Annotated in this window: 10 protein-coding genes; 7 read left to right on the plus strand and 3 right to left on the minus strand. The window is 41.5% G+C overall.

The window, feature by feature from the left end:
- Window positions 1-34: 34 nt before the first annotated feature.
- Genes F8N35_RS13740 through F8N35_RS13755 form a run of 4 tightly spaced genes read left to right on the plus strand, consistent with a single transcriptional unit; the run spans window position 35 to window position 7499 of the window.
- Window positions 35-2881: a SusC/RagA family TonB-linked outer membrane protein gene (locus F8N35_RS13740; RefSeq protein WP_293054152.1), complete on the plus strand. Its 2847-nt coding sequence runs from the start codon at window positions 35-37 to the stop codon at window positions 2879-2881.
- A gap of 22 nt (window positions 2882-2903) precedes the next feature.
- Window positions 2904-4694 (plus strand): RagB/SusD family nutrient uptake outer membrane protein, encoded by a 1791-nt coding sequence (locus F8N35_RS13745; protein WP_293054155.1) that lies wholly within the window; start codon window positions 2904-2906, stop codon window positions 4692-4694.
- A 33-nt stretch (window positions 4695-4727) separates the two neighbouring features.
- Entirely contained in the window at window positions 4728-5759 is a 1032-nt protein-coding gene (locus tag F8N35_RS13750) for a DUF5627 domain-containing protein (RefSeq protein WP_293054158.1), read from the plus strand.
- Window positions 5760-5780: 21 nt separating this feature from the next.
- Complete coding sequence (locus F8N35_RS13755) at window positions 5781-7499, plus strand: endo-1,4-beta-xylanase (protein WP_293054161.1); 1719 nt, start codon at window positions 5781-5783, stop codon at window positions 7497-7499.
- 410 nt (window positions 7500-7909) lie between these two features.
- Here the strand turns inward: F8N35_RS13755 and lgt are convergent, their stop codons facing one another.
- From lgt to F8N35_RS13770, 3 genes are all read right to left on the minus strand, one after another.
- On the minus strand, window positions 7910-8728 hold the full coding sequence (lgt, locus tag F8N35_RS13760; RefSeq protein ID WP_293054164.1) for a prolipoprotein diacylglyceryl transferase: 819 nt from the start codon (window positions 8726-8728) through the stop codon (window positions 7910-7912).
- A 109-nt stretch (window positions 8729-8837) separates the two neighbouring features.
- Window positions 8838-10427, minus strand: coding sequence for an L-aspartate oxidase (gene nadB / locus F8N35_RS13765; protein WP_293054167.1), 1590 nt, complete (start codon window positions 10425-10427; stop codon window positions 8838-8840).
- Between the two features lie 293 nt (window positions 10428-10720).
- Complete coding sequence (locus F8N35_RS13770; RefSeq protein WP_293054169.1) at window positions 10721-11557, minus strand: AraC family transcriptional regulator; 837 nt, start codon at window positions 11555-11557, stop codon at window positions 10721-10723.
- Between the two features lie 96 nt (window positions 11558-11653).
- Between F8N35_RS13770 and F8N35_RS13775 the strand changes: the two genes are divergently transcribed.
- From F8N35_RS13775 to F8N35_RS13785, 3 genes are all read left to right on the plus strand, one after another.
- A complete protein-coding gene (locus F8N35_RS13775; protein ID WP_293054172.1) occupies window positions 11654-12046 on the plus strand; it encodes a DoxX family protein in 393 nt (130 codons plus the stop codon).
- A 3-nt stretch (window positions 12047-12049) separates the two neighbouring features.
- Window positions 12050-13000 (plus strand): polysaccharide deacetylase family protein, encoded by a 951-nt coding sequence (locus F8N35_RS13780; RefSeq protein WP_293054175.1) that lies wholly within the window; start codon window positions 12050-12052, stop codon window positions 12998-13000.
- A gap of 209 nt (window positions 13001-13209) precedes the next feature.
- Window positions 13210-13560: an MmcQ/YjbR family DNA-binding protein gene (locus tag F8N35_RS13785; protein WP_293054176.1), complete on the plus strand. Its 351-nt coding sequence runs from the start codon at window positions 13210-13212 to the stop codon at window positions 13558-13560.
- The last annotated feature ends 73 nt before the right edge of the window (window positions 13561-13633 follow it).

Here is a 13633-nt window from a genome sequence, read left to right on the forward strand (position 1 = left end):
TGAGCAATAATGTTTAACAACAAATGAATAAACGATGAAATACATACAAATAAGATTCATTTTATGTGTGATGCTGGCTTTTACTTCTGTTGGTTTTGTAGAAGCACAGACATCAACACATAATGAAACTGATTCTTTGAATGGCGCAAAAAACTCATTGGTACAAGTGGCTTATCGTAAAGTGCTGCAGAGTGATTTGTTGGGAGGAGTTTCTGTAGTAAACTTCGAAGACTTGATGAAGAAAAACTATAATACATATAGTTTGGATAACATGCAAGGCTACGTTGGAGGTTGGAATGGAAATTCTTTATGGGGAATGGATAGCTACTTGGTATTAATTGATGGAGTTCCTCGTGATGCAAATAATGTTGATCCTACAGAGATTGATCAGATAACTTTCCTGAAAGGAGCTTCTGCGGTTGTTCTTTATGGTAGTCGTGCGGCTAAAGGTGCCGTATTAATAACCACCAAAAGGGGAACTTCTGGAGGTAATGTTATTAACGTGCGTGCAAATACCGGTTTTTTTGTCTCTAAAAGTTATCCGAAATATTTAGGCTCAGCCGAGTATATGACGTTGTATAATGAGGCTCGGGCTAACGATGGTCTGTCACCTTTATACAGTGCTCAGGATATATATAATTATGGTAGCGGAAGCAATCCCTATCGTTACCCGAATGTGGATTTCTATTCTTCCGACTATTTGAAAAAAGCGTATAACCGTTCCGAAGCAATAGCGGAAATTTCAGGGGGTAACAATCGCGCTCGTTACTATACCAATATCGGTTATTATAGCCAGGGCGATTTGTTTAAGTTTGGTCAAGCGAAGGATAACAATACAAACCGTTTGAATGTTCGGGGAAATATTGACTTTGACATAAACGACTTTATTAAGACCTACGTAAACGCCAATGCAACTTTTTATAACACCCGTAGTGCGAAAGGTGATTATTGGAATTCTGCCGCAACTTTACGTCCGAATCGTTTGAGTCCTTTGGTTCCTTTGAGCTATCTTGATAAAAACGATGCGACTGACTGGACGATGATTAACAATAGTGCAAATATCATCAATGGTAGCTATTTTCTCGGAGGTACACAGGCCGATATGACCAATGTATTTGCAGATACCTATGCAGCTGGTTATAAGAAGTGGACAAGTCGTCAGTTCCAATTCGATACCGGATTGGATATCGATTTGAGAAGAACGTTGAAGGGTTTGTCATTCAAAGGAATGTTTGCTGTTGACTATGCAACCGCTTATACCCTTTCTTATGATAACACTTATGCGATCTATGCACCTACTTGGGCTAATTATAATGGAGCTGATGTGATTAATTCGTTGACAAAATACAACAAGGATCAGCAGTCAGGTAATCAGAATGTTAGTGGTTCTACGGATAAGCAGACACTTGCTTTTTCTGCTCAGTTCGATTATAAGACAACAATTAATAACGTACATAATATTGCAGCTACATTAGTTGCTGCCGGTTTTCAACAAACACAATCAGGAACCTATCATAAAACTTCGAATGCAAATCTGGGTATACAGTTGACTTATGATTACATGAAGAAGTATTATGTTGATTTTGGTGTTGCGGGTGTTCATTCGGCAAAACTTCCAAGCAATAATCGCGAGGCTCTTTCTCCCTCACTGACGTTAGGTTGGAAATTGAATAAAGAGGGCTTCTTGGCTAAATCTTCTGTTGTTGACGATTTGACATTAAGTGCTTCGGGAAGTATCTTGAATACGGATTTGGATATTAGTGACTATTACATGTATGCTTCCAACATTACACAAGCCAATGGCGCTTGGTGGGGCTGGTACGATGGCGCTTCGGAACAATCCACCAATGTGCTTCGAGGAGCCAATCCTGACTTGACATACGTTAAAAGAAAGGAGTTGTCGGTGAATGCTAAAGCTTCTTTGTGGAAAAACTTGGTTACAGTAGATGCGTCTTACTTTACCAATACAATGAATGGTTTGGTAATTATCCCAACAACGATTTATCCCAGCTATTTTTCTATCGGGTATCCTAATACCTCGTTTCTGCCCAACACGAACTTTAATAATAATTCTAGGTCAGGTTTCGACTTAAAAATGAATTTTAATAAACGAATCGGCAAATTGGACTTTTCATTGGGCTTGGCTGCTACCTATTATAAAACGAAAGCAACAAAACGAGATGAAAATTATCAGTATGCATATCAGAATCGTACAGGCAGACCATTGGATGCTTTGTGGGGACTGCAGTGCTTAGGTTTTTATTCCAAAGATGAAGTAGCTGCGATCGATGGTACCAGTGCTCATCCAAGATCGACTTTTGGAGCAGTTAAAGCCGGAGATTTGAAGTATGCAGATACCAATCACGATGGTGTTATTGATGAAAAAGACGAAGTGTATCTGGGACGTGGTGGATGGTATGGAGCTCCGCTGACGACAGGGGTGAATCTTACAGTTAAGTATAATAATTTTACTTTCTTTGTATTGGGAACCGGTGGTTTTGGCGCTAAGGCTATGAAAAATAGCACCTACTATTGGGTGTATGGAGAAGGAAAATACTCAGAAGTTGTTCGTGGACGTTGGACTGAGGCTACCAGTGCAACAGCAACCTATCCGCGATTGACAACATTAAGTGGAACAAACAATTTCCGTAATTCAGACTTCTGGCTTTATAGTACGAATCGTTTCGACCTTGCTAAGGTACAGATGACGTATGATTTCCCAAAGAAGATGTTAAAGGACTTCTTTATTCATGACATTTCGGCTTATATCAGTGGATCCGGCTTGTTGACAATGGCTCCAAACAGAAAAATATTAGAATTGAACACAACAAGCGCCCCTCAGAATCGATTCTATAATGTAGGTGTTAAAGTAATGTTCTAATAATAAAAATTGAATTTAAGTTATGAGAAATATACTAAAACTGTTGGTCTTTATACCTCTTTTGACAGCTTGTGATGATTTTTTCTCACCAGCTCCCGAAAATAATCGATCTATCGATGCTATGTATAAAGAACCATCATATGCACAAGGTTTTTTAGGAACAGCTTATGATCTTCTTCCATATCAATCTGATCCAAACTCTGATGTGGCGACAGATGATGCGGTAACAAATGATCTGAGCAGTGCCTATCTGAAAATGGCTACCGGCTCCTGGACCTCCAGTAATGATCCGATGTCTCGTTGGAATGGTGCTAATATGGCTATCCAATACTTGAATATATTTATTCAAAATTGCGATAAAGTAGCTTGGGCCAAAGACAGCAAGGTGAGTACAATGTACAAAGACCGATTGAAAGGTGAAGCGTATGGCTTGCGTGCATTGGAGATGTTTTCTTTATTGCGTGCTCATGGTGGATGGACTGCGGACGGTAAGTTGTTGGGAGTTCCCATTGATACGATACCGCAAACCGCTACTTCCGATTTTAATCAACCTAGAAATACATTTGCAGAGTGTATTCAGCAGATTAATAAAGATATAGCCAGTGCGCTTTCTCTCCTCCCGTTGGATTTCGGTGACATTGCCGATGCGGATATTCCTGCTAAATATAAAGCTCTTGGTGTAACTTCTGCAGGAGATTATAATCGGGTGAATGGCGCTATTATGAGAGGGCGCATCACGGGTCGTATTGTAGAAGCTATCAAAGCGCAAGTGGCATTGTTTGCGGCCAGTCCGGCGTATAGTGCTGGCTCTGGAGTGACGTGGGCGAATGCTGCTGATAATGCAGCTGCAGTTCTCGATCGGATTAACGGGGTGAGTGGTTTGGCAGCAAAAGGAGGAACCTGGTATGCCAATACCTCCGAAATTGATAACCTGGCTTCAGGATCAACTCCTCCCGAAATTATCTGGAGATCCGACGTTTCGAGTAACTACGATTTTGAAACGAATAACTTTCCGCCCTCATTGTTTGGAAAGGGACGTGTCAACCCAACGCAGAATCTAGTGGATGCATTTCCGGCCCTTAATGGTTATCCAATTTCGGATCCAAATAGTAACTATGTGGCAACAACTCCATACACAAACAGAGATCCTCGTTTGGCTAAGTATGTTATTTTTAATGGGGATGTTCAGGGACCCAAGAATAGTGTTATTGTTACCGGTACTTATAACACAACTAACAACGATGCTATTAACAAGCAAAGTGGGGCATCTACCCGTACCGGCTACTATTTGCGTAAGTTGACACGTTATGATTGTAATCCCGATCCAAACTCTAAAACAGGACAAAAACATTATTCCGCTCGCATTCGTTACACTGAAATCTTCTTGGCTTATGCAGAAGCAGCTAATGAGGCATTTGGCCCGCTTGGAAAGGGTAGTCATAATTACAGTGCATATGATGTTATCAAAGCAATTCGTGCCAGAGCTGGTGTTGGTGTTTCGAATGGCGATGCTTATCTTGAAAGTATCAAGGCCGATAAGGATAAAATGCGTCAGTTAATTCAAAATGAACGCCGTTTGGAGTTGTGTTTCGAAAACCAACGTTTCTATGATTTGCGCCGTTGGAAGGTGTCGCTTTCTAACTTGAATGCGACAGCACACGGAGTTCAAATCGATAAACAGTCGGACGGTAAATTACAGTATACCCCGCTTGATGTAGAAACCAGAAGTTATAAAGATTACATGTATTTCGGTCCTATCCCTTATGGTGAAATGCTGAAATGGAACAAACTTCAACAGAATGCAGGCTGGTAATTTTATCTGAATAATCATTGAAAATATTAAAATATGAAACGATTTAATTTATTATCTATACTGTGTGCTGGTGCGATTGCTCTACTGATGACATCTTGTAAAAATCAAGATGTAGAGTTTCCTGATTATGGACGTACGACAGTATACTTTGCTTACCAATATCCGGTCAGAACGATCGTGTTGGGAGATGATACGTATGATACTAGCTTAGATAATGCACATCAGTGCCAGATATATGCCACAATGGGTGGTGTATATGCCAACAAGAAAAAAATTGACATCGACTTTGTTGTAGATAATTCACTGTGTGATAAATTGACTTTTGGTGATGGGTCTGTTGTTAAAGCCATGCCATCAAATTATTATACGTTAGCTGGAAGTAAAATATCATTGGATCATGCCATACAGGGTGCTGTGGGCGTACAGTTGACCGATGCTTTTTTTGCTGATCCGTTGGCATTGCAAAATACATATGTTATTCCTTTGCGTATGACAAAGGTTACCAATGCGGATTCTATACTTTCAGGCGTGCCTAAGATTGCAAATGCTCCGAGAGGAAACTCTGCTCTTTGGGATATCGCACCAAAAGACTATGTTCTTTATTGTTTAAAGTATATCAACCCTTATCATGCAAATTACTTGCGTCGTGGTAAGGATGTGATTACGATTGGTTCAACCACAACAAGTATTGTTCGTCATAAACAATATGTGGAAAACGATGAAGTATGTAGCATGACAACTAAATCTTTATCAATGGTAGAGTATCCCGTCACTGTTGTAGATGCAAGTGGTGCCAACGTGGTTTGTAAGTTGCTTCTGACATTCGATAATCAAGGGAAATGCTCCGTATCTACTACATCATTGGGCTTTTCTGCTTCAGGAACAGGTTCATTTGTGAAGAATGGAGAAAAGAATAGCTGGGGTAATAAAGATCGTAATGCGATTTATCTCAACTATAACATTACTATGGGGGCAAGTGGTAAAACGTACCAAACCAATGATACCCTTGTGGTACGTGATAGAGGAGTAAAGATGGAAACATTTACTCCTGCTTATACAAACTAATCATTTAAATCATAATTAATTATGAAATGTAAATTTAAATTAGTATTGGCTGTCTTTTCTGTGTTTTTGCTTGCTTCGTGTGCAGATAATGCGAAACTTGATTTTTTTACACAAGAACCAGACAGTTTAGCACAGCTGGAATACTTGAATAGTTATAAAGTTTTGAAGTCATATGTGGATACAATTACCAACCCCAATTTTAAATTGGGGGCTGGTGTATCGCTAAGTGATTTTAGTGCCAAGAATGCGGCTTATCGACTGGTTCAGTCTAATTTTAAAGAAGTAACAGCTGGTTACGAAATGAAGCATGGTGCGGTTGTTCAAAATGACGGTACACTCGCGGTCGATAATGTTACAGCCTTTCTTAAAAATGCCAAAAGTTCGGGATTATCCGTTTTTGGGCATACTCTGTGCTGGCATTCAAATCAAAATGCTACTTATCTTAAAAGTGTTATTGCACCCACTGTGGTCACCGGTTCTGCTCCGCCCAGATATGACGTGCTCTGGTCTCAGGATTTTGAAACAGATAATAATTCGACCTCAGGATCTGTTTATTCTTGGAATAGTAATGCAGTTAAGTCTTTTACTGCTGCCGGTGGTGGTAAGGGTGGCGTAGGCAGGGCTCTGACAATAACCAATGCCACAGTGAGAACCAATGATTGGGATTGTCAGATATTTTTCACCTTTCCCAAGGCAGTACATACTGGGGATAAGTTGAGATTTACCATGGATATTAAATCCGATGTGAATGCTTCCTATCCGACACAAGCACATACCGCTCCGGGAGCATACAAATTCTGGAACTTCTTTGGTACCCTTAGTTCGACACCAACTTGGAACACTTATGTTAACGAAATGACGGTAACGAGTGATCAGGATGGTTGTAATACCATTGCATTTAATCTTGGAAAAACAGCTACAACTTTTTATTTCGATAATGCAAAAGTAGAGATTTGGAATCCAAATCCAGGTTCATATACGGTTGAGAAAACCAGCGATGAAAAGAAAGCTTTGATTGATAAGGCTTTGGATAGCTGGATTTCGGGTATGCTTGGCGCTACTAAAAACTATGTAAACGCATGGGATGTAGTGAATGAACCAATGTCTGATTGGCCCGATCCTACACAGCTTAAAACAGGTGTAGGCAAGACGTTGGCAGCAGATGAGTTCTACTGGCAGGATTACTTGGGTAAAGACTATGCCGTGCGTGCTTTTGAGCTGGCTCGTAAATATGGTAATCCAACTGATAAATTATTTATTAATGATTATGGTCTGGAAGGTGACGATCAGGCTAAATGCAAAGGTTTGATCGCGTATATCCAATATATCGAAAGTAAAGGGCAGAAAGTTGATGGAATTGGTACTCAAATGCATGTTACACTGGGCCAAACCACAATGACTGGCATTAGAGCTATGTTGACTAACCTGGCAGCAACAGGTAAGCTTATTAAAATTTCTGAATTGGATATGGGTATCCGTCCCACTGGCAGCACTGCGAATTTGAAAACAGCAAACGTTACTTTAGCGCAGATGAAGCAAATGGCTGATTTCTATAAACAAATTGTGAAAGCTTATTTCGAAATTATTCCTGTCGCACAGAGGTATGGTATCACACAATGGTCTACAACTGACAGTCCGACCAGCTCTTCCTGGAGACCGGGTGAGCCTATTGGTCTTTGGGACGCAAACTTCAGCCGTAAGCCTGCTTATGGCGGTTTTGCTGATGGTTTACAGAAATAGTATGTTGATATTTAGCGGAAACCTGCTTGCGGGTTTCTGCTAAATAGCTTCTTTGCTCTCAATTATGATTAAGGAATTGAACAAGAGATTATTCTTTTTCTTATAAAGATACACTAGTCGGCTATTATCCGTTGTCGGATAAACCGGCGTTAAGTTAAGCCTTGCAATAAGGGACGTTTATATATCGTTTCTTAAGCAAAACTTGTTTAGTTAGAAATTATTATAGGCTTTGGAGAAGGTTCCTGCGAGAGCAGGAACCTTTTTATTTGTATCCACATTGCAACGAGGAATAGAAAAACAGCCCGGAATAAGCATCAAATACTTATCCCGGGCTATTTGTGGAAAAGAAGATTATATAAATCGTGCTCGTTTTGTGCCTGTTCTTCTTTAGTTAGCAGCAAAACAATGGTTTACTTTTTCATTTTAAGGCTTCTCCAAACCAGATAAGCTCCGATCAATACGAAAGGAATGCTCAGCCACTGTCCCATATCCATAGTCATTGATTCTTCGAAAGCTACCTGACGTTCTTTCAAAAATTCGATAAAGAAGCGGGCAATAAAGATCAGCGCGATAGTGAGACCGAAGAAGAATCCTGTCCCAACGCGGTTTTTGAATTTACGATACAGTACCATATTTACAATAAAGATAAACAGGTACGAAAGTCCTTCGTATAACTGTGACGGATGTCGCGGTAACATGTCAACTTTTTCGAAGACGAAAGCCCAGGGTACATCGGTCGGTTTGCCGATAATTTCAGAATTCATTAGGTTGGCCATGCGGATAAAGAAGGCCGAAATGGGAGTCACCACAGCTACTAAATCGAGAGTGACCCACAAGCTGCGCTTTGTCTGATAAGTAAACAAAGCCAGTGCGATGATCAGCCCGAGCGCACCTCCGTGACTGGCGAGCCCTTGAAAACCTGTGAAATGATAACCGCCGTCCGGCAAATGCTGAATCGGAAGAAGTATTTCAACCGGATGGGCAAGGAAGTAGCCCGGTTCGTAAAAGAGACAGTGTCCGAGGCGTGCTCCCAGCACAATGCCCAACAATCCGTAGAGTGTGAGCTTATCCCATTCTTTGGACGTGAATCCTTGCAATTTTGCCATTTTTTCAAGCATCAGAAGCGCCAGAAGAATGCCCCCAACAAAAAGGATTCCGTAATAACGAACCGATATGCCAAAGATCTTTACAATTTCAGGGTCGATGTTCCAGTGGATGAATAAGTTCATATATACATTTACGATTTATCCCGATAGCTATCGGGGTTACAATTTACAATTTTTAGATTCAAATTTCGACTGTTTACTGTTGACTGGATACTGCGTACTGTTCACTTTCTCACTTACTCGCCGTCTCACCACCTTTTTTGCACGGTTCCGGATAGTCGATGGTGTAGTGTAATCCGCGGCTCTCTTTTCGTTGCATGGCTTGCTTGATAATCAGGTAGCCCACGCTGATGATGTTGCGCAGCTCGCATATCTCTTTCGAAACCACAGAGCGGTCGAACAGACTTTCAGTTTCACGATACAGAATCTCAAGACGGGACAATGCTCTTTGCAGACGCAGGTTCGAGCGCACGATACCCACGTAGGTGCTCATGATCTGTTGTACCTCTTTTACGCTTTGAGTGATCAACACGTTCTCTTCCGGAAGCGAAGTGCCCGAATCATCCCACAAGGGGAAATCTTTATAAGAATAGTTGTCCAGACGTTGCAATGCATGTTTGGCCACCGCATCAGCATAGACCACCGCTTCAATCAGTGAGTTGGATGCAAGGCGGTTGGCTCCGTGAAGTCCGGTTCTCGAACATTCGCCGGCAGCGTACAGACGGTTGATAGTTGATTGTCCGTCCAGATCGACGCTGATACCTCCACACAGGTAATGCGCTGCAGGAGCAACAGGAATCAGGTCTTTGGTAATGTCGATACCCAGATCCAGACAATGCTGGTAGATGTTTGGGAAATGATTTTTAGTCTCTTCCGCGTCTTTATGACGGACATCCAGATAAACGCAATCGTCGCCACGGTTTTTCATCTCGTTGTCGATGGCGCGGGCCACAATATCGCGCGGAGCCAGAGCGCCACGGGCATCGTATTTATGCATAAATTCCTTGCCGTCGCTGGTGCGGAGCAGAGCCCCGTAACCGCGCATTGCTTCCGTAATCAGGAACGAAGGACGTTCGCCGGGATGGTACAAAGCTGTCGGGTGAAACTGCACGAATTCCATATCGCGAATTACACCTCGGGCACGGTGCACCATGGCAATGCCGTCGCCGGTGGCAATCACCGGATTGGTGGTGGTGTGATATACGTTGCCGATACCTCCCGTAGCAATCAGTGTAATTTTTGCCAGAAAGGTGTCTATGTTGCGGGTGTTGTTGTCAAGCACATAAGCGCCGTAGCACTCAATGTCGGGAGTGTGACGTGTAACAATCTGTCCCAGGTGGTGCTGGGTAAGGATTTCGATAGCAAAATGGTTGTTGAAAACGTCGATGTTCGGGTGGTGTTTCACCTGCTGAATCAGGCTTTCCTGAATTTCGCTTCCGGTAGTATCCTTGTGGTGCAGGATGCGGAATTCGGAGTGGCCGCCTTCGCGGTGAAGATCGAAATTTCCCTTCTCGTCCTTATCGAAATCGACGCCCCAGCTGATCAGTTCCTTGATTTGGGCGGGAGCCTCTTTGACCACTTTCTCCACCACGTCGCGATCGCAAATGTTGTCGCCGGCGGTGATGGTATCCTGAATATGCTTCTCGAAATTGTCGGTTTGCTTCATTACCGAAGCAATACCGCCCTGAGCATATGATGTGTTAGCCTCTTCGAGAGACGACTTGCACAAAATGGCAACTTTCCCTTTGTCGGCCACTTTTAGAGCAAAGCTCATGCCGGCAATTCCGCTGCCGATAACTAAAAAATCGTATTGATGAACCATGATTGGAAAAGTACTCAGTAGTCAGTATCCGGTACTCGGCAGTTGGTAGAGTATAAGCTCCATCGGACTGTGCACCGGGTGCTGTTTACTTTTTTGTTGCGGCAAAGTTACTCTTTATTTTAGAAAAAGAAGAACAACCGCCGGTTTGAAATTGCAGGCATCAAAGATTTGGAGTGTTCGAGCCTCCGTCATAACAACAAGGTAAGTTTTTGAATCTTGTTCTATACGCAACAGTTATTATTCAGGCGATTTCAATTGTCGGAAATAATTATTGCTTGAATATATCGTATGATCTATTTATTAACTACCGATTTTCTGTATTCGGTAGGATTCATACCTGTATGTTTTTTAAATTGCTTATTCAAATGACTGGCATCGCTAAAACCAAACTCATACACCATTTCATTTATCTGCATGTCAGTATAACGAAGACGCGTTTCTATTAGCTTCATCCGATAGTCGGTAATGTATTGCTGAATACTTTGTCCGGTTTTGTTTTTGAAATATTCGCTTATATAGGTAGGCGAAACATGAAAATAGTTTGCAAGCTTTTGTGTCGAAAGTTCTTCCGGCTGATAGATATTCCGGTGGATATAATTAAGCATCGAAACGGCATCGGTCACATGCTCTTTGCCGGCAAGCACCGGTGCAATGAGTGTTATATTTCTTGCCGCAACCGTGATAATCGTATTAATGAGCTGTTTGATAAGTTCCTGCTGCTGTGGATCATGATTGCTATGTTCTCTTATCAACGCTTCCACCAACGACCGAACCAGAGGTTTGTCGGTCACGGTCTTCAGAATACATCCAGGTAAATGATTGTGATTATGAAAAATAAATTCAAGTTTCTGAATCCAATCCCTACTTTGTGTTTTCAGATAGCTGTCATTAAACCGGATAAAGAAAAACTTTGTAGTTGTTGAAATCTCAAAATCGTGCGAATCTTGCGGAAAAATCAGGAACAACTTATCAGCGGCATAAGGCAAACGATGATTATTTATTATCTGAACACCCTTACCCTCCAATACAAATACCATTTCAAAAAAAGTATTGGTATGCTCGGTCGCCTGATAATCCTGTAACTCCTGTAATTCAAACTCAAAAGGCTGATGTAGATTTCTTATTTTCATACTGCAAATGTACAAACAAATCCAATGATTGTACAAATAATCCCTGTCCATTATTGTCAATTTTGCATTGTAAAACAACTCACAAACAAATAAAGTATGGAAACAACAACTTATTTAATTTTACGGCTTGCCATAGGAGCAAGTATGTTTGGTCACGGATTGGTACGCTTGCCGAAATTGGCAATATTCAGCCAGTGGATGGTGAGTAGCTTTGAAAAATCCATGTTACCCAAAGCGCTGGTTGTTCCGTTCAGTTATGCCTTACCATTTGGTGAATTTCTGGTAGGAATATTACTGATTACAGGACTTTTCACCAAACCCGCATTGTTTCTGGCGGCTCTCATCATGATGATTTTGATCTTTGGTACGGCAATGATTGAAAACTGGGAAGCACTCCCGTCACAACTGATACATGTTGCTTTTTTTGCCGTATTGCTACATTTTATACAATACAACGGTTGGGCTTTGGATAATTTATTAAAGCAATAAGCCATGAGTTCACGACGAAATTTCATCAAGCAAATAGGTGTATTGGGAGTAGCCGGCATGGTGACTCCGGCAGACATGATTTCAAAAATATCAAAAAACAAAATTATGAATACTACACAAAAAACAAAATGGGCAGATGGATCGAGACTCGTAGTCTCGGTTTCCATGCAATTTGAAGCAGGAGGACAACCCGACAATGCTGAAAGTCCTTTTCCTCAAAATATACAAAAAGGATTTGTCGATTTACCAGCTGCTACTTGGTACGAATACGGTTATAAAGAAGGTATTCCTCGTATGCTTGATAACTGGGATAAACACGGCATCAAAGTTACTTCGCACATGGTAGGCACCGCGGTATTAAAAAATCCGGCACTGGCAAAAGAAATTGTGCAACGTGGACACGAAGCTGCAGCTCACGGAATGAGTTGGAGAGCACAATACACCATGTCTTACGAAGAAGAAAAGCGGTTTATTAAAGAAGGTGTGGATGCAATCAAGCAAGTAACCGGATTTGATGCAATAGGGTATAATGCCAACTGGTTAAGGCGGGGTAAAAACACGCTGGACATATTACAGGAACTGGGATTCAAATATCATATAGACGATTTGAGTCGTGACGAGCCTTTTATTATTCAGGTAAAAAACAAAGATTTTGTCATTGTACCGTATACACTTCGGTGCAACGACATTATGTTAATTGAAGGCAAAAATTTCTCGACCGATCAATTTATGAATCAGGTCAAAATGGAATTCGACCAACTCTATGCCGAAAGTGAAACCCAACGCAGGCAAATGTCCATCAGTTTTCACGACCGAATAGGCGGCACTCCCCAAATGGTACAAGCTGCCGCACAAATAATTGGCTATATGCAGAAACATCAAGGAGTAACTTTTAAACGAAAAGACGAAATAGCTGCTATGGTATTACACGACAAAACAACTATAAGAGAATAAATATGTGCTATTATTCTCGACTCAAACCGGAGGGGGAATGTAAAATAAATTGTGTCAGGCGTAAATTTTCCCTCAAAACTCTCCACTCGGTGTAGCTCTGGCCTACACCATTGCTAAAAGAAAAAACCAGTTGACACAAGTGGAAATTAACCCCGAAATTAGGAAGATTTACCGTATATTTGTCTTACCAATCAATTCACTTTTTGCGTATGGATATTATCTCAGCACGGGAATTTTGTATTACATTGCCTCACACCGAGGAGACTTTCCCTTTTGGTAACGAGCACTTGGTGCTGAAAGTGGGTGGTAAGATGTACGCTATTATTGCGCTGGATGGTGACTCTACCATTGCCCTGAAGTGCGATCCCGAGCTGGCCATCGAACTGCGGGAGCAATATGCTGCTGTGCAGCCCGGTTATCACCTCAATAAAAAGCACTGGAACACTGTTTTGCTCAACGATACGATCCCTGATGCGAAAATCGAAGAATGGATTCGTTTGTCGTACGAGTTGACCATCAAAGGGCTAACGAAGAAAATAAGAAGCGAATTGATGTTGTAATTAATCTTTGCAGCTGAACTTTTTCTAAAAATGTAACATATAAGCCTTGATTCTAACATCCTGGCTCATGTTT

This window comes from Paludibacter sp. (assembly GCF_009712605.1).
In the GTDB taxonomy this organism is placed as follows: Bacteria; Bacteroidota; Bacteroidia; order Bacteroidales; family Paludibacteraceae; genus Microbacter.